This is a genomic window from Streptomyces sp. NPDC085900, assembly GCF_044540925.1.
In the GTDB taxonomy this organism is placed as follows: domain Bacteria; phylum Actinomycetota; class Actinomycetes; order Streptomycetales; family Streptomycetaceae; genus Streptomyces; species Streptomyces gilvifuscus.
The window spans coordinates 60,805-78,397 of sequence record NZ_JBITSP010000010.1; the positions used below are offsets into that span (position 1 = coordinate 60,805).

Below are 17,593 nucleotides of genomic sequence, written 5' to 3' on the forward strand. Positions count from 1 at the left end.
GGGGGCTTGGCCGTTCGGGCCCATGGGGGCTTTTCCGTCCCGCCAAGCGAGTGATTAGGCTTCTGGTGGTGCGGTGACGATCGCAGTCGGGTGGGACTCGCCACTCGGTCCGCCCGGCCGCGACGACGACCAGCTCAGCAGCAGTGGCTGACCAGGAGGCAAGCAGTGAACAGGGATCGGTCCGAGTACAACGGCGGGAGCCCTTCCTCGGACGGGGACGATCACGAGGTGGATCTCACCGGCGAGTTCGAAATCGTCTACACGCCTCCCGCCTGGTACGCACAGAGCACCGGTGGCACGGGCGGTGGACAGCAGGACTCCGGCCAGAATTCACCACCACCGCCGACCGGTCCGCCCATCGGATCGCCGACCGGGCCACCGGGCATCGCGCCGCAGGCTCCGGCCCAGGCGCCGCCCGCACCGGCGCAGGGCACGGCTCCGGACGGCTACGGCTACCCGCAGCAGGCCGCTCCGGGCACCGCACCCGCGGCGCCCGGCGGGTACGGCTACCCGCAGCAGCCGACGGCCGCCGCGCCCCAGCCCGGCCAGGACACGTCCGGCGGGTTCGGCGCACCCCAGGCGCAGCCGGCCGCGCAGCCCGCCGCACCGGCGGCCGCGCCCCCGCCTGCTCCCGTGACCGCGCCCGCGCCCGCTCCGACACTCGCACCCCAGCAGCAGGCCCCGGCCCAGCAGCCCGCCGCACCCCAGCAGCAGGCGCCCGCCGCCCCGCCCGCGGCCCCGCAGCAGGCGCCCGCCCAGCCCGCCGCCGCGCCCGGCTTCCCCGTGCTGCGCCCGGTCGACGAGGACAACCAGTCGAGCGCGCCCGCCACGGCCACCCCGCCGGCCGGCGTCCCGGCGGCCACCCCCGAGCAGCCCACGCAGCCCGAACAGCCCACGCAGTCCGAGGAGCCCGAGCAGCCCGAGGAGTCGGAGCTCAACTACGCCGCTGCCGACGCCGAGGCGGCCCGCCTCTTCGGCGGGGACGACGACGCCGAGGAGCCGGAGGAGACCGCCGTCGACGAGAGCGAGGCGGACTCCCCGGCCACCGCCCAGGACGGCGAGCCCGCCCAGGACCCGTCCGGCGCCGGCTCCCCCGCGCAGCCGGACGCCGAGCCGGAGCCGGCGTCCGCGCCGGAGCCCCCCGCGCCCGCCGCCCAGGTGCAGGCCGAGCCGCCGCAGGCCACCCCGGCCGGGCACCCCCCCGTACCGCCGCAGGGCGCCCCCGGCCTGCCGCCGCTGCCGCAGGGCTTCGTCCCCGCGGACCCGGCCCAGGCGTCCGCCGCGCAGCAGCCCGGCCACCCGGATCCGCAGCCCGGCCACCCGGATCCGCAGGCGGGCCCCTACGGCTATCCGCAGCAGGCCCCCCAGCCGGCACAGCCGCATCCGGGCCGGCCGCCCGTCCAGCACGCCCAGCCCCAGCCGGGCCAGCCGCCGGTCCAGCCGGGCCAGCCTCAGCCCCCAGCCGGATACGGCTACCCCCAGGCCCCCGGCCAGCCCGGCCAGCCCGGTCACCCCGGCCAACAGCCCCCCGTCCAGGGCGGTTTCGGTCCGGCGGCCGCACACCCCGGCCAGCCGGCACCGGTCGACCCCCGGCAGGCGCCCCTGCCCCCGCAGCCCCCGCACCCGCAACAGGCCGGCTACGGCTATCCCCAGGTACCGCAGGCACCGCAGGCGCCCCAGGCACCCCAGCCCCACCCGGCCCAGCCGCAGCCCCACCCCGGGCCGCCCGCGCCCGCCGGATACGGCTACCCCCAGACCCCCGGCCAGCCCGGTCAGCCGGCCCAAGCGGGCCAGCCCGTCGCGCCTCCGCAGCCCGGCTACGGCTACCCGCCCCACCAGCAGCCGCAGCCGCAACCCCAGCCCCCCGCCGGCTACGGCTACCCCCAGCCCGACCAGGCCCAGCAGCCGCAGCCCCCCGCGCCGCAGCCCCCGGCCCAACCCCAACCGCAGCCACAGCCCCACCCGCAGGCCCAGCAACAGCCCCCCACCCCCTACGGCAACCAGGGCGCCCCGCCCGCCCAGGGCGGCTGGACCGCGCCTCCGGGTCCTCAGGCCGGCCCTGGTGCGCCGCCGCAGCAGCAGGCCGCGCCGGGCACGCCGCTCGGCTACAACGCCGCCGTCGAGCTCTCCTCGGACCGGCTGCTGCGCAACCAGCCGAAGGCCCGCAAGAACAACCAGGGCCCCTCGCGCTTCAAGCTCGGTGCCAAGAAGGAGCAGGCCGAGCGGGAGCGGAAGCTGGGACTGATCCGTACGCCGGTGATGTCCTGCTACCGGATCGCGGTCATCAGCCTCAAGGGCGGTGTCGGCAAGACCACGACGACCATGTCGCTGGGCGCGACGCTCGCCACCGAGCGGCAGGACAAGATCCTGGCGATCGACGCCAACCCGGACGCCGGCACCCTCGGCCGACGGGTGCGGCGCGAGACGGGTGCCACCATCCGTGACCTGGTGCAGGCGATCCCGCAGCTCAACAGCTACATGGACATCCGCCGCTTCACCTCGCAGGCGCCCTCCGGTCTGGAGATCATCGCCAACGACGTGGACCCGGCGGTCTCGACCACCTTCAACGACCAGGACTACCGGGCCGCGCTGGACGTGCTGGGCAAGCAGTACCCGATCATCCTCACCGACTCGGGTACCGGTCTGCTCTACAGCGCGATGCGCGGGGTCCTCGACCTGGCCGACCAGCTGATCATCATCTCCACCCCGTCGGTGGACGGCGCGAGCAGCGCCTCGACCACGCTCGACTGGCTGTCGGCTAACGGCTTCGCCGACCTCGTCCAGCGGTCGGTCACCGTGATCTCCGGTGTCCGCGAGACCGGCAAGATGATCAAGGTGGAGGACATCGTCGCCCACTTCGAGACCCGCTGCCGCGGTGTCGTCGTGATCCCCTTCGACGAGCACCTCGCGGCGGGCGCCGAGGTGGACCTCGACATGATGCGGCCCAAGACCCGCGAGGCCTACTTCGACCTCGCGGCGCTGATCGCCGAGGACATCGCCCGTACCCAGCAGGGCTTCGGCAACCCCAACATGCAGTACCAGCAGCCGCAGCAGGGCTACCCGGCCCCGCAGCAGCACCCGCAGCACCCCCAGCAGGAGCTCTACGGCCAGCACGGGCAGCCCCAGCCGGGTCAGGGCTGGGGTCAGCCCCCGCAGCAGCCCGCGCCGGGCCAGGGCTGGCAGCAGCAACCGGCGCCGCCGCAGGACCCGCAGCAGGGTCAGCCCGGTGCCGTACCGCCGGGCTGGACGCAGCAGTAGCCCTCAAGACCGAAGGGCGGCCGGTGCCTTCGGGCACCGGCCGCCCTTCGTCGTCGTGACGGAGGCCGCGCTTACTCGGCGGCGGCCACCAGCTCGCGGCAGCGCTTCACGTCCTCGGCCATCTGCTCCAGCAGACCCTCCAGGGACTCGAACTTCGCCTGCCCGCGCACGAAGGCGAGGAAGTCCACCGCCACGTGCAGCCCGTACAGGTCGAGTCCGACGCGGTCGATCGCGTACGCCTCCACCGTGCGCTCGGTGCCGTCGAACTGCGGGTTCGTGCCGACGGAGATCGCGGCCGGCATCGCCTCGCCGTTCACGTGCAGCCAGCCGGCGTAGACGCCGTCGGCGGGTACGGCGGTGTGGGGCAGCGTCTCGACGTTGGCGGTCGGGAAGCCGAGTTCCCGGCCCCGCTGGGCGCCGCGGACGACGACGCCCTCCACGCGGTGCGGGCGGCCGAGGATCTCGGCGGCGCCCTGGACCTCGCCCTCGGCGATCAGCCGCCGGGTGAGGGTCGAGGAGAACGGCTCGCCGCCGCCCGCCTCGCCGGTGACGTACAGGTCGACGACCTCGACCTCGAAGTCGTACACCTCGCCCTGCTCGACGAGGAACTCGACGTTCCCGGCGGCCTTGTGGCCGAAGCGGAAGTTGGGGCCCTCGACGACCGCCTTGGCGTGCAGCTTGTCGACCAGGACCTTGACGACGAAGTCGGCCGGCGACAGCTTCGAGAACTCTTTGGTGAAGGGGAGGATCAGGACCGCGTCCACGCCCAGCTCCGCCATCAGCTCGGCCCGGCGGTGGTGCGGGGCGAGCAGGGGCGGGTGGCTGCCGGGACGGACGACCTCGCTGGGGTGCGGGTCGAAGGTGACGACGACGGAGGGGACGCCCAGCTCCCGGGCGCGGTCCACGGCATGCCGGATGATCAGCTGGTGCCCGCGGTGCACCCCGTCGTAGGAACCGATGGTGACGACGCTGCGCCCCCAGTCCTCGGGGATGTCCTCCAAGCCACGCCAGCGCTGCACTGTGACCGCTCCTCGAACCCGTGTCCGTGTGTACCGACCTCTTACGCAGGTCTAAGGGTGCCATGCCGGGCCCACCTCGCCCGCATCGGCATGGGGGCTGTGACCCGACGCACGTGGTGGGAACGGTTCAGGCGGGGACGCGGACGCCCGCCAGGTTCTCGATCATCCGGCGGGTGCTGGGGCCCACCACCGCCGCCCAGGCCTGCGGGGTGTCGGTGAGCCAGCCGGCCATCCGGGCCGCGAAGCCGGGCACGTGGCGGCCCAGGTCCACCAGGCCGCGGTCGAAACGGGCCGCGCCGTCGGGGGTGCGGACGAGCAGCAGGCCGGTGCGGTGGACCAGGTCGCGGACCTCTTCGCCGTCGGCGTGGGCGGTGGCGTGCAGCAGGACGTCGAGAACGGCCGGGGCGTGTTCGTGGGCGAGGAGGAAGTCGAGGAGCTCGCGGCGCAGCGGGCGCGAGGCGGGGGCGCCCGGCGCGGCGAGTACGGCGGCGAGGGCGGCCCGCACCTCCTCCGGGCCGCCGTCGAGGAGCCCGGTGACCAGCGGCAGCAGTACGGTGCGCGCCTCGGGCCCCTGGTCCAGGCGCCGGTCGACGTAGGCGGCCACGTCGTCCGCGGTCTCCGGGCGCCGCTCGACGGCTTCCCGGACCAGGACGGCGACGCGGCGGGCCAGCGGGGGTGTGGTGACGTCGGCGAGTGTGCGCAGCGCGTCACCGACGTCACCCCGCCCGCGCAGCCGTTCGCGGAAGGCGTCCAGGACCTGTTCCGGATGGGTGGCCAGGGCGGCGACCAGGGCGCTCGGCGGGAACTGCGGGTCGCCGGCCGCGAAGTGCCGCAGCGCCTGCGGGAGATGGCGGGCGCGGGTGCGGGGGTCGCGTACGAGAAGGGCGAGCGCGGCGCCGTGCAGGGTGGCGTCGGTGGGGCGGGCGAGCAGGGCGAGGGCCGCGTAGCGCAGCAGTTCGCGGTCGGCCTCGGTACGGACGTGGGGCGCGGCCCGCAGCCCGTACGCGACCGCCGCCACACGCCGGGCCGGCCGCTCGTCGTGCGCCCACCGGTCGACGGCCCGGCAGACGGCCGACGGCTCGTCCTCGGCGAGCACCGCGAGCAGCTCGTCGGCCCGCCGGTGCGCGCAGTCGACGAGCACCTCGGTCAGGTCGTCCAGGGCCAGGTGCCGATGGGTGTGCAGCAGCGCCTGCGCGGCCTTCGCCACGGTCGCGTGCGGGGTCGCCGGGAGCGGCCGGTCGTCGTCGAACCAGCGGGTGAGGAGCGGTTGTACGACGGTGGGGTCGGCGGCGAGGAGGCGGGAGGCGGCGTCGAGGAAGCGGGGTGAGGCCGCCGCGGGGTCCTGCGGGGGGCCGTCGGCGGGCAGGAGCCGGCGCAGTAGGTCGAGGCGTTCGAGCTCGGGGACGGGCAGGGCGGTCCAGAAGGCGGGGCCGAGCGGACCTCGCCCGGTGCTCGTCGGGGCCACGAGGTCGTCGGCCAGTTGTCGCAGTACGCCGAGATACGGCGTCGCGTCCGGTACGCGCAGCAGGGTCTCGGTGAGCAGGCGCGCGGCCCACCAGGAGTCCGGATCGTCGCGCAGGGCGCGGGCCAGCTCCTCGAGGCGGAGGGCGAGTCGGCGGGTGCCGTGGTCGCGGGCCACCAGGAGCAGGGCCTGTACGACGGGGCCGATGCGGTGGTGCGGCACGGGGACCGGGTGGGCGGGGGTGGCCGGGCGGTGGACCAGTGCGCGCAGGGCCCCGTCCAGGTCGAGGTGCATGCCCTGGATCCAGTCGGCGAACTCCTCGTGGGCGAAGCGGTAGCCGGTGCCGGCGGGGACGAGGAGGCCTTCGGTGAGGACGGCGGAGGCCCAGCCGGTGCCGCCGCCGAGCCGTGCCGGGGCCTGCCCCCAGGGGAAGGTCGCCTCGAACGCCGCCCGGTCCAGCTCGCCCTGGCCGGGGCCCAGGCTGCGCCGGGCGGCCTCGTGGACCTGTCCGCAGACCTTGGCCGCGAGACGGCGTACGGCGGTGCCGCGCAGGCCGTTGCCGGCGGCCAGGCGGACGGCGATGCGCAGGCACATGAGGTCGAGGTGGGCGGAGAAGACGTCGTCGCGGTCCACCCGGGCACCGGGGGCGTCGGGCAGGGCGGTGAGGACCTCGGAGAGGAGCCGGAGGGCGAGGGGATGCCGGGCGTCCGCCCCCACGAGGGTGCCCTCGGGGACGCGATAGCGTGCGCGGGCCGTACGGGCCTCGTCCTCACGAAGCTCCCCGAGACGCACACAGGGCGGCTCCCCGACTTCCGAGGACTCCGCACCGCCACCGCCCACATCAGCCACTCCCGAGCCCCCGGCACCGCCCACCGCCCGACCGCCCCACCCCCTCGGGTCGTACAGCAGCTCGCGTGGGAATTCCGCTCCCGCCCGTTCCCAGTACTCCTCCCGGCAGGCCACCACCAGCCGGGCCCCCGTGGTCCGCAGCCATGCAGCCGTGCCCTCCGTCCACTGCGGCAGGCGGTGGGCCAGGATCGGTGGCATCTCCTCGGGGCCGTCCAGGAGAAGCAGCAGGGGGCGGCCGGCGGCGTCGGCGATGCGGGCCAGGCGGTCCGGGGCGAGGTCGCCGAGGTCCGGCACGGGGGCGGACCGGGACGCGGCGACGATGCGTGCGGCGCGGGTCAGCGCCCGGCGGGCGGCGTCCGCGACCGATGTGTCGTCGTCCCGCAGGTCGGCGCCGCGCAGCCACAGCGTGGGGGCCGGTTCGGCGCCGCGGTTGCGGCGGGCGGCGAGGGCGGCGAGTTCCGTCGTACGGCCGCTGCCCGGTGCGCCGACCAGGCCCAGTACGGCGGTCGGGGCGCAGGCCCGGGTGAAGCGGGTGAACTGCCGTGCCGTCTCGCCGCGTTCGACCGGTGGCACGGCTGCCGCCGCCCCTCCCCCGGTGTGGCCGAGCGTCCCCGGCGGCCCGTCCTGCCCCACCGAGGTGGCCGTCAGTTCCAGTACCCCGGCGAGGTTGAGGTCGGCTCCGTAGGCGGGGACCGTGGCCGTGTTCGCGGCGAGGAGGTCGGCCAGGGGCCCGGGCGGGGCCGGGCGCAGGGGGACGGCGAAGCCGGTGTCGCGGTGGCCGTTCTGCAGGGCCGTGCCGAGGACGCCGACGACCGCGCCGGTGCCGGCGTCGAGCACCGGGCCGCCGGCCGCGCCGCCGCCGAGCCGCAGCGCGTCCTGCCCGGCCGTGCCGATGGCGATTTCCAGGGCGTCGTCGAGGGCGCGGAAGCGGTCGGTCGCCGCGTAGGTGACGGAGGTCGCGGCCAGGACGCGCGCCTCGCGCCAGCAGCCGGCCGCCAGCCGCACGTAGGTGCCGGTCTCGACGCGGTCGCGGGTGGTGACCGGCAGCGGCTCCACGCCGAGTCCCTCGGTGCGTACGAGGGCCAGGTCCAGGTCGGGCAGCGCCGTCACGGCCTCCGCGGTGACCAGGCAGCTGCGGTCGCCGTCGGCACGCAGCACCAGCCTGGGCAGTCCGTCGACCGCCTCGTGGCTGGTGATCACCGTGCCGTGGTGGTCGGCCACGAAGCCGATGCCGCGGGGGCGCCCGGCGAGGTCGTGGATGCGGACGAGAACGTCCTCGGCGGGCTCGTCCCCCGGTGTTCCGGGAGCCGTCGGCCCGTTCGCCGTCGCCCGGCGTCCGCCTCCGCCTCGCGGGCCCCGTGCCGCCATGGCGAACCTCCCGCCGTACACCTGCGCCGTACATCCGTGCTCTGTCTTCGACGGTAGGCGTGCGGTGATCGGCGGGACAGATCGCGTGGTGAACGCGCCCCCTTCCGCTCCCCCGCTTCACTCCGAGCGCCTGCCCGCACGGGTGAACAGTGGGGGGTCGGTGGATACACCCTAGGGGTGGGGGAACCGAGGGGGGACCGTGGAGCGGCGGCACAACCCCGTGATCGCCGCTCCACGGGCAGACTCCCCGGTCTCCCCGGTCTCCCCGGTCTCCCCGGTCTCCCCGGTCTCCCCGGTCTCCCCGGTCTCCCGGGTCTCCCCGGTCAGCCGAAGACGGCCAGGCTCTTCGCCTTGCCCCTGTGCGCCTCCACGAGCGCGAGGAAGCGGCCCTCGGGGTCGAAGACGGCGACCGTTCCCGCCGACGCGTACTCGTCGGGCATGTCGAGGCGTACGCCGTTCGTCAGCAGGCGGGCCCGCTTGGCGTCCACGTCCCAGCGGGGGAAGGCGGCCTCGGCCGCCTCGGCGATGGGCATGACCGTGAACTCCTGCTGGAGCTGGTCCAGCGTCTTCGCCGCGTCCAGCTTGTACGGGCCGACGCGGGTGCGGCGCAGGGCGGTCAGGTGGCCGCCGACGCCGAGGTCGGCGCCCAGGTCGCGGGCGAGCGCCCGGATGTAGGTGCCGGAGGAGCAGACGACCGACACGACCAGGTCGAGGACGGGGGTGCCGTCCTCCGCGACGGCGTCCCGGACGTCGTACACCGCGAAGGAGGAGACGGTGACCGGGCGGGCGGGGATGTCGAACTCCTCGCCCTCACGGGCCCGCTTGTACGACCGCACGCCGTCGATCTTGATGGCGCTGACCTTTGACGGCACCTGCATGATGTCGCCGGTGAGCTTGGCGATCCCGGCGTCGATCGCGTCCCGGGTGACCTTCGAGGCGTCTGACGACCCCGTGATCCCGCCCTCCGCGTCGTCCGTGACCGTCGTCTGCCCGAGGCGGATCGTGCCCAGGTACTCCTTCTCGGTGAGCGCCAGATGGCCCAGGAGCTTGGTCGCCTTCTCCACGCCCAGCACGAGCACGCCCGTCGCCATGGGGTCGAGGGTGCCCGCGTGTCCGACGCGGCGCGTCTTCGCGATGCCGCGCATCTTGGCGACGACGTCGTGCGAAGTGAAGCCCGACGGCTTGTCGACGATGACAAGCCCGTCGGGCGTGGTGGTCTTCTGCGTCATTCGGAGGCGTCGGCTTCCGTCTCGTCGTCGGCCAGCTTCTTGTACGGGTCCGCACCACCGGCGTACGCGGCGCCCGCGGACGCCTCGCGCACCTTCTCGTCGGACTGGCGCGCCTTGTCGAGGAGGTCCTCGATGGTGCGGGCGTTGTCCGGCAGGGCGTCGGCGACGAAGGCCAGGGTCGGCGTGAACTTCACGCCGGCCGCCCGGCCGACCTCGGAGCGCAGAATGCCCTTGGCGCTCTCCAGACCGGCGGCCGCGGCGGCCCGCTCCTCGTCGTCGCCGTAGACGGTGTAGAAGACGGTCGCCTCCCGCAGGTCCCCGGTGACTCGGGTGTCCGTGATGGTGATGTGGGAGCCGAGCCGCGGGTCCTTGATCCCGCGCTGCAGCTTCTGGGCCACCACCTCTCGGATGAGGTCCGCCAGCCTCTTGGCACGCGCGTTGTCGGCCACTGGTCCGTCTCCTTAGTAACTTCTTGCTGCTTGCTTCAGTCTTCGTCGCTGTGGAGCCTGCGTCGAACCGAGAGCAGTTCCACCTCGGGCCGCGCCGCGACCAGCCGCTCACAGCGGTCGAGTACGTCCGTGAGGTGTCCCGTGTCCCCGGAGACCATCGCCAGCCCGATCTCGGCCCGGCGGTGGAGGTTCTGGTTGCCCGTCTCCGCCGCGCTCACCGCGTACTTGCGCTGGAGTTCGGCCACGATCGGACGGACGAGAGAGCGTTTCTCCTTCAGCGAGCGGACGTCACCGAGGAGCAGGTCGAAGGACAGAGTCCCCACATACATGTGTGTCCGGATGTCCCGCCGGTTCGGGGTACGGGCGCCACGCTTCGACGCCGATACGGGAACCGTACACGTAACGGCCGGGGCCGATCGACGGAAATTCCGTGAGGGAACTTTCCCGCCGACCGGCCCCGATCGCGTGCTGGATCAGCCGCGCGGCTTCTCGCGCATCTCGTACGTCGCGATGACGTCGTCGACCTTGATGTCGTTGAAGTTGCCGAGGTTGATACCGCCCTCGAACCCTTCGCGGATCTCGGTGACGTCGTCCTTGAAGCGACGCAGACCCTCGATGTTGAGGTTCTCCGCGATGACCTTGCCGTCGCGGATGAGGCGCGCCTTGGTGTTGCGGCGGACCTCGCCGGAGCGGATGAGCACACCCGCGATGTTGCCCAGCTTGGACGAACGGAAGACCTCGCGGATCTCCGCCGTGCCGAGCTCGACCTCCTCGTACTCCGGCTTGAGCATGCCCTTGAGGGCCGCCTCGATCTCCTCGATCGCCTGGTAGATGACCGAGTAGTACCGGACGTCCACGCCCTCGCGCTCGGCCATCTGCGCCGCGCGGCCGGCCGCGCGGACGTTGAAGCCGATCACGATGGCGTCGGAGCCCATCGCCAGGTCGATGTCCGACTCCGTGACCGCACCGACGCCGCGGTGCAGGACGCGGATGTCGACCTCTTCGCCGACGTCCAGCTGGAGCAGGGACGACTCGAGCGCCTCGACGGAACCGGAAGCGTCACCCTTGATGATGAGGTTGAGCTGCTGGACCTCGCCGGCCTTGAGCACCTTGTCCAGGTCCTCGAGGGAGACACGGCGCGTGCGCTTGGCGAACGCGGCGTTGCGCTCACGGGCGGCGCGCTTCTCGGCGATCTGACGGGCCGTACGGTCCTCGTCGACCACCAGGAAGTTGTCGCCCGCACCCGGGACGTTGGTCAGGCCCAGGACCTGGACCGGCGTCGCGGGTCCGGCCTCGGCGACGTTGTTGCCGTTGTCGTCGAGCATGGCGCGCACGCGGCCGTAGGCGTCGCCCACCACCATCGTGTCGCCGACCCGCAGGGTGCCTCGCTGGACGAGGACCGTCGCCACGGCACCGCGGCCGCGGTCGAGGCGGGACTCGATGCTGATGCCCTGCGCGTCCTGGTTCGGGTTGGCCCGCAGGTCGAGCGAGGCGTCGGCCGTCAGGATCACGGCCTCCAGCAGGGAGTCGATGTGCAGACCCTGCTTGGCGGAGATGTCGACGAACATCGTGTCGCCGCCGTACTCCTCGGCCACCAGCCCGTACTCGGTGAGCTGACCGCGCACCTTGGTCGGGTCAGCGCCCTCGACGTCGATCTTGTTGACCGCGACGACGATCGGGACGTCGGCCGCCTTGGCGTGGTTGAGCGCCTCGACCGTCTGCGGCATGACGCCGTCGTTGGCCGCGACGACCAGGATCGCGATGTCGGTCGACTTCGCACCACGGGCACGCATGGCGGTGAAGGCCTCGTGACCCGGGGTGTCGATGAAGGTGATCTTGCGCTCTTCGTCGTTGACCTGGGTCGCGACCTGGTAGGCACCGATGTGCTGGGTGATGCCGCCGGCCTCGCCCGCGATGACGTTCGTCTTGCGGATGGCGTCGAGCAGTCGGGTCTTACCGTGGTCGACGTGACCCATGACGGTGACGACCGGCGGGCGGACCACCAGGTCCTCCTCGTCGCCCTCGTCCTCGCCGAACTCGATGTCGAAGGACTCGAGCAGCTCGCGGTCCTCCTCCTCGGGGCTGACGATCTGAACCGTGTAGTTCATCTCGTCGGCGAGGAGCTGCAGGGTCTCGTCGGAGACGGACTGCGTGGCCGTGACCATCTCGCCGAGGTTCATCATGACCGCGACGAGCGACGCCGGGTTGGCGTTGATCTTCTCCGCGAAGTCGGTGAGGGAGGCACCGCGCGACAGGCGAATGGACTCGCCGTTGCCGCGAGGCAGCATCACGCCGCCGACCGACGGGGCCTGCATGGCCTCGTACTCCTGGCGCCTCTGCCGCTTCGACTTGCGGCCACGGCGCGCGGGACCGCCGGGGCGACCGAAGGCGCCCTGCGTGCCACCACGACCGCCCGGACCACCGGGACGACCGCCGAAGCCGGGACGACCGCCGCCGCCCGCACCCGGACCACCGGGACGACCGGCGAAACCGCCGCCACCGCCACCGGGACCGCCGGGACGACCGGCGAAGCCGCCGCCACCGCCGCCGGGACGACCGGCGAAACCGCCGCCGCCCGGACGACCGCCGCCGCCACCGGGGCGACCGCCGCCGCCGGGACCACGACCGCCGGGACCGCCGCCACCGGGGCGGGGGCCGGCAGCGGGACGCTGCGGCATCATGCCGGGGTTGGGACGCGGGCCGCCGGGGCCGCCGCCGGGACGCGGACCGCCCTGCGGACGGGGCATGCCGCCCGGGGTCGGACGCGGACCGCCCGGAGACTGCGGACGGGGACCGCCGGCAGCGCCCTGGGGACGCGGACCGCCCTGTCCCTGCGGACGCGGAGCGCCGCCGGGAGCACCGGGGCCACCCGGGCCGCCGGGACGCGGGGCGCCGCCCGGACGGGGCGCCTGGGGGCGCGCCATGCCGGTGGAGCCGCCGGAGGTGAAGGGGTTGTTGCCCGGACGGGGACCGGCCGGACGGGCGCCGGGACGCGGCGCCTGGCCACCCGGACGCGAGGCACCGGGACGGTCGCCGCGGTCACCGCGGCCCTGACCGGGGCCACCCGGGCGCGGGGCGCCCGGACGGGGAGCCTGGGCACCCGGACGCGGAGCGCCGGGACGCGGGGCGGAACCAGAACCGGAACCCTGGGCCGGAGCGGCGGGAGCCGACGGCGGGGCCGTGAACTCGGGCGTCGTCGGAGCCGGGGACGCCGGGGCGGGCCGCGGCGCGGGCTTCGGGCCCGGGGTGGGACGGGGGCCGGGAGCGGCCGGTGCGGCGGGAGCCGCGGGCCTCTCGGCGGCGGCCGGCTTGGGGGCCGGCGGGCGCGGGGCGGCCGGACGGGCTGCCTGCGCGGGAGAGGGGGCTGCCGGCTTCGCCGGAGCAGCCTTGCGTGCGGGGGCGGACTTGCCGCCTCCGTTGCCCTGCTGGAGGGCGTCCGTCAGTTTGCGGACTACGGGCGCTTCGATGGTCGAAGACGCCGAACGGACGAATTCACCGAGTTCCTGGAGCTTGGCCATGACGACCTTGCTCTCAACCCCGAACTCCTTGGCGAGTTCGTATACCCGGACCTTAGCCACTTCGCTCCTTTTAGGTCCGGGTGCGTCCGGACCGTCGCTACTTCATGGGCGTACTCATCGCGTGCTCATCGAGTGCTCATCGCAATCTCGACCTACTTCCAACTCGCGGGGTACCAGGGCCGCACGGGGGTTCCGTACGACTCTCCTTACGGTGTTGCCTGCTCAGCAACTCTCTGACTGTTCGACGTAGTGGCGCAACGCCTTTGTGTCGAGCGCTCCCGGGGCGCGCAACGCCCGCGTGAACGCCCGGCGGCGGACCGCCTGGTCGAGACAGACCAGCGCGGGGTGTACATACGCACCCCGGCCGGGCAGCGTACCGCGAGGATCAGGGACGCACTCGTCCTTGATCGCCACGATCCGCAGCAGGTCCGGCTTGGCCGCTCGTTCCCGGCAGCCCACACAGGTGCGTTCAGGGCATGCTCGGGCGTGCGTCCGGCCAGACACTGCTAAGTCTACCTCCCCGTACCGACCTCACCCCTCTGGGTGAGGAATCGAACGGTTGTTGTCGTGATCCAAGCGACGTGCGGCTTGGATCTATTCCCCGGTCTGCTCCGTGTCGGGGCGGATGTCGATCCGCCAGCCGGTCAGGCGGGCGGCCAGGCGGGCGTTCTGGCCCTCCTTGCCGATCGCCAGCGACAGCTGGTAGTCCGGCACCGTCACGCGCGCGGAGCGGGCGGCGAGGTCGACGACCTCCACCTTGGAGACCCGGGCCGGCGAGAGCGCGTTCGCGACCATCTCGGCCGGGTCGTCCGACCAGTCGACGATATCGATCTTCTCACCGTTCAGCTCGCCCATGACATTGCGCACACGTCCGCCCATGGGGCCGATGCACGCGCCCTTGGCGTTCAGGCCCGAACGGGTGGACCGTACGGCGATCTTGGTGCGGTGACCCGCCTCACGGGCGATCGCGGCGATCTCGACCGATCCGTCGGCGATCTCCGGCACCTCCAGGGCGAAAAGCTTCTTCACCAGGTTGGGGTGCGTGCGCGAGAGGGTCACGGACGGACCGCGGACGCCCTTCGCCACCCGTACGACGTACGACCGCAGCCGCATGCCGTGCGGGTACGTCTCGCCCGGCACCTGCTCCTGCACCGGCAGGATGGCCTCGAGCTTGCCGATGTCCACGAGCACGTTCTTGGGGTCGCGGCCCTGCTGGACCACGCCGGTGACGATGTCGCCCTCGCGGCCGGCGTACTCGCCGAGCGTCGCGTCGTCCTCGGCGTCGCGCAGCCGCTGCAGGATGACCTGCTTGGCGGTGGTGGCGGCGATACGGCCGAAGTCGGACGGGGTGTCGTCGAACTCGCGGGGCTCCTGGCCCTCCTCGAGGTCCTCTGGGTCTTCCTTCGCCCACACGACCACGTGACCGGACTCGCGGTCGAGCTTCACGCGCGCGTGGCGGTGGCTTCCCTCGGTGCGGTGGTAGGCGATGAGGAGGGCCGACTCGATCGCCTCGACCAACAGGTCGAAGGAGATCTCCTTCTCCCGTACCAAGCCCCGCAGGGCACTCATGTCGATGTCCACGGCTACGCCTCCTCTTCCTTCTCGGTGTTCTTGTCGTCTTCCTTGCGGTTGAACTCGACCTGCACGCGCGCCCGGTCGATTTCGGAGAAGGCGAGTCTGCGGCTGGTGGCCTTGCGGCCCTTGACGCCGGGCACTTCGAGGTCGAGGCCCTCGTCGTCCACCTTCAGGATCCTGGCCACCAGTTCCCCGCCCTCGGCGGGCTGGAACTTGACCAGGCGGCCCACGGCACGCACGTAGTGGCGGTGCTCCTTGAGCAGGCGCTCCGCGCCGGGGGTACCGACCTCGAGGGTGTACTCCCCCTGGCCCATCGCGTCGGTCTCGTCGAGCTTCGCCGAGAGCGCGCGGCTCACATCGGCGATCTGGTCCAGGTCCGCCCCGGTGTCGGAGTCGACGACGACGCGCAGCACTCGCTTGCGTCCGACGGAGTCCACCGCGATCTCTTCGAGATCCAGGCCCTGGGAGGTGACGAGCGGTTCCAGGAGCTCTCGCAGCCTCTCGCTCTGGGTGGTGCTCATCCGGGTGACTCCTCGGCCGCGTGTGCTGTTGTGGGATGGGTCGCGTGTCTGGTCAAAGGGTATCCGGTCGCAAGGGGTGTTGCCGTCCAGTGCGTACGGGCGGTGCCGATGAGCGGCACCGGCCGGGGACGCGGGTACCGTGATCACGGCGGGCCGGTCTCCCGCCCGTGTGTTCGTACGAGCCCCCCGAGGACGTCAGCCGTGCCGTACCCCCCACCGTCGCGCATCCCCTCGGGGACGCGCAGAAGATCCCTGCTCGCCTCGGCCGCCGGCGCCGCCCTGCTGGTGGGCTGCTCGAACGGCTCCGAGGACTCCGGGAGCACCGGCGGCAGCCCGTCGGTCGCCGAGAAGGCACGCGCGCGTGCGGCGCGGGACAGCGCGGGGCTGGTGGAGCGCTACGACGCCGCGATCGCCGCGTTCCCGGGGCTGGCGGAGCACCTGGCGCCGTTGCGCGCGGAGGTGGTCCGGCACACGGAGGCGTTCGGCGGGGTGCCGAAGGCCAAGGGGAAGGCGTCCCCCACGGCACGCCCTTCCGTCTCCGCCTCGGCTTCCCCGCCGGCGGACGAGAAGGACGCCCTCACCGGCCTCGCCGCCGCCGAACGGGCCCTCGCCGACCGGCGGTCGGCCGCTCTGCTGGAGGTGCCCGGCGAGCTGGCGCGGCTGATGGCCTCGGTCGCGGCGGCCGGCGCGGTGCACGCCTATCTGCTGACGGAGGGTGCCCGGTGAGCGAGCAGCAGACCCTGAAGGCCCTGCAGGCGGCGCTGGCCGCCGAGCACGCCGCCGTGTACGGCTACGGCGTCGTCGGGGGCCGGATCGGCGAGAGCCGTCGTACGGAGGCCAGGGCGGCGTACGACGCCCACCGCGCCCGGCGCGACGCGCTGGTCCGCGACATCCGGGACCTCGGCGGCACGCCGGTGGCCGCGGCGGCCGGGTACGCGCTGCCGTTCCCGGTGGCGGACTCGGCCGCGGCCGTGCGGCTGGCCGCCGAACTGGAGGACCGGGTGGCCGACGTGTACTCCGACGTGGTGCGGGCCACCGGCGGCACGCGGCGCGACGGGGCCGCGCGGGCCCTGCGGGAGGCAGCGGTGCGGGCCGTGCGCTGGAGCGGGGAGAGCGTAGCCTTCCCTGGGCTCGCGGAGCGGGCGGCCACCACGACCGCCGCACCGACGCCCTCGGCTTGACCGGCAGCGAAGGGAACGACTCGCGCATGGCATTCGAACCGCCGCAGCGTCTGGTGAGGGCGCTCGGCGAGACGGCACCGGACGGTGACGACTGGCTGGAGAAGCTGCCCGCGGCGGCTCAACGGGCCGTCGCGCTGCGCGAGTTGACCGTGGAGCGGGTGCAGGTGCCCGGCGGGCGCAGCAGCCTGGTGGTGCTGGTCCGGCGCTCCGACGGCAGCCCGGCCGTGCTCAAGCTGGCCCCGCCGCGATTCCGCCCGGAGGCCGAGCGGGCGGCGTTGGCGCGCTGGGGCGGGGCGGGTGCCGTGCAGCTCGTCGAGGAGTCCTCGCAGGAGGGTGTGCTGCTGCTGGAACGGCTGCACCCCGATGTGTCGGTGCGGTCGCTGCCCGAGGCGAAGGCGCTGCTGGAGGCGGCGGGCACCTTGCGGCGGCTGTGGGTGGAGCCGCCGGACGGCCACGTCTTCGAGAGCGTCGCGGAGCGCACGGAGCGGCAGGCGGCGGCCATGCGGGCGAGTGCGGCCGCGGAGGTCGTACCGCTCGTGGACGCGGCTCTCACGGCGCGTGCGGAGCTGCTCGGCTCCTCGCCCGAGCGGCGGCTGCTGCACGGGACGTTCCGGCAGAGCAAGGTCCTCGCGGGCGAGCGGATGCCCTGGCTGGCCGTGGGGCCCGATCCGGTGGTCGGCGAGTGCGCCTTCGACCTGGCGCGGCTCGTGCGGGACCGGGTGGAGGACCTGATCGCCTCGCCGTCGGGGGCGGCGACGACACGGCGGCGGGTGAAACGGCTCGCGGAGTCGCTGGACGTGGACCAGGAGCGGTTGCGGGGGTGGACCTTGTTCCGGGCTGTGGAGTCGGGGGTGCGGGCCCTTCGGGTGGGGCGGCCGAAGGACGCGGAGCTGCTGCTCGAATTCGCCGGGTGGCTTTAGGGCGGTACGGCTCGGGGGTGCGCTCGCCCCTCAGTGGGGCGCTTCGCCGACCGTGAGCTTCAAGGCGAGGACCGGGCAGTCCGCCGCCGCTCTGCGGGCGCGTTTCACCGTGTGGGCAGGGAGCGGGGTGCCGGCCACGAGGGGGTAGCCCCACTCGTCCAGGGTGATGTGCTCGGGGAGGAGTTCCGCGCACAGGCCGTGGCCCTGGCAGGACGTCCAGTCGATGTCGATCCGCTGGTCCATG

General features: G+C 73.9%; 14 protein-coding genes. 4 read left to right on the forward strand and 10 right to left on the reverse strand.

All coding sequences use genetic code 11. The features are described from left to right. Positions 1-165: 165 nt before the first annotated feature. A complete protein-coding gene (locus ACIGDI_RS30380; protein WP_399903216.1) occupies positions 166-3,258 on the forward strand; it encodes an SCO5717 family growth-regulating ATPase in 3,093 nt (1,030 codons plus the stop codon). A 71-nt stretch (positions 3,259-3,329) separates the two neighbouring features. Here ACIGDI_RS30380 and ACIGDI_RS30385 read toward each other — a convergent pair whose 3' ends face one another. From ACIGDI_RS30385 to rimP, 9 genes are all read right to left on the reverse strand, one after another. After that, positions 3,330-4,277, reverse strand: coding sequence for a bifunctional riboflavin kinase/FAD synthetase (locus ACIGDI_RS30385; protein ID WP_399903219.1), 948 nt, complete (start codon positions 4,275-4,277; stop codon positions 3,330-3,332). Between the two features lie 127 nt (positions 4,278-4,404). Continuing rightward, on the reverse strand, positions 4,405-7,956 hold the full coding sequence (locus ACIGDI_RS30390) for a trypsin-like peptidase domain-containing protein (protein ID WP_399903221.1): 3,552 nt from the start codon (positions 7,954-7,956) through the stop codon (positions 4,405-4,407). Positions 7,957-8,279: 323 nt separating this feature from the next. Then, positions 8,280-9,185: a tRNA pseudouridine(55) synthase TruB gene (gene truB / locus ACIGDI_RS30395; RefSeq protein ID WP_399903224.1), complete on the reverse strand. Its 906-nt coding sequence runs from the start codon at positions 9,183-9,185 to the stop codon at positions 8,280-8,282. Then, complete coding sequence (rbfA, locus tag ACIGDI_RS30400) at positions 9,182-9,634, reverse strand: 30S ribosome-binding factor RbfA (protein ID WP_399903227.1); 453 nt, start codon at positions 9,632-9,634, stop codon at positions 9,182-9,184. The genes truB and rbfA overlap by 4 nt, the downstream gene beginning before the upstream one ends. A gap of 35 nt (positions 9,635-9,669) precedes the next feature. Beyond that, positions 9,670-9,963 (reverse strand): DUF503 domain-containing protein, encoded by a 294-nt coding sequence (locus ACIGDI_RS30405; protein ID WP_399903230.1) that lies wholly within the window; start codon positions 9,961-9,963, stop codon positions 9,670-9,672. A 144-nt stretch (positions 9,964-10,107) separates the two neighbouring features. Beyond that, complete coding sequence (infB, locus tag ACIGDI_RS30410) at positions 10,108-13,212, reverse strand: translation initiation factor IF-2 (RefSeq protein WP_399903233.1); 3,105 nt, start codon at positions 13,210-13,212, stop codon at positions 10,108-10,110. Between the two features lie 162 nt (positions 13,213-13,374). Next, positions 13,375-13,656: a YlxR family protein gene (locus ACIGDI_RS30415; protein WP_351480844.1), complete on the reverse strand. Its 282-nt coding sequence runs from the start codon at positions 13,654-13,656 to the stop codon at positions 13,375-13,377. 90 nt (positions 13,657-13,746) lie between these two features. Beyond that, positions 13,747-14,733, reverse strand: coding sequence for a transcription termination factor NusA (gene nusA, locus ACIGDI_RS30420; protein ID WP_142142876.1), 987 nt, complete (start codon positions 14,731-14,733; stop codon positions 13,747-13,749). A 2-nt stretch (positions 14,734-14,735) separates the two neighbouring features. Next, positions 14,736-15,248 (reverse strand): ribosome maturation factor RimP, encoded by a 513-nt coding sequence (gene rimP, locus ACIGDI_RS30425; RefSeq protein ID WP_200705029.1) that lies wholly within the window; start codon positions 15,246-15,248, stop codon positions 14,736-14,738. Between the two features lie 201 nt (positions 15,249-15,449). Between rimP and ACIGDI_RS30430 the strand changes: the two genes are divergently transcribed. The 3 genes from ACIGDI_RS30430 to ACIGDI_RS30440 are packed head-to-tail and all read left to right on the forward strand — an operon-like array spanning position 15,450 to position 17,349. Next, positions 15,450-15,974 carry a hypothetical protein gene (locus ACIGDI_RS30430; RefSeq protein WP_399903238.1) on the forward strand — a complete coding sequence of 175 codons (525 nt, stop codon included), beginning with the start codon at positions 15,450-15,452 and terminating at the stop codon, positions 15,972-15,974. Then, the gene (locus ACIGDI_RS30435; protein ID WP_399903241.1) at positions 15,971-16,429 is read left to right on the forward strand and encodes a ferritin-like domain-containing protein; all 459 of its coding nucleotides are present in this window, start codon (positions 15,971-15,973) and stop codon (positions 16,427-16,429) included. Before ACIGDI_RS30430 ends, ACIGDI_RS30435 begins: the two co-directional genes overlap by 4 nt. A 26-nt stretch (positions 16,430-16,455) precedes the next feature. Then, positions 16,456-17,349, forward strand: coding sequence for an aminoglycoside phosphotransferase family protein (locus tag ACIGDI_RS30440; protein ID WP_399903244.1), 894 nt, complete (start codon positions 16,456-16,458; stop codon positions 17,347-17,349). 30 nt (positions 17,350-17,379) lie between these two features. Here the strand turns inward: ACIGDI_RS30440 and ACIGDI_RS30445 are convergent, their stop codons facing one another. Beyond that, positions 17,380-17,592: a ferredoxin gene (locus ACIGDI_RS30445; RefSeq protein WP_399903247.1), complete on the reverse strand. Its 213-nt coding sequence runs from the start codon at positions 17,590-17,592 to the stop codon at positions 17,380-17,382. Between the last annotated feature and the right edge of the window lies 1 nt (position 17,593).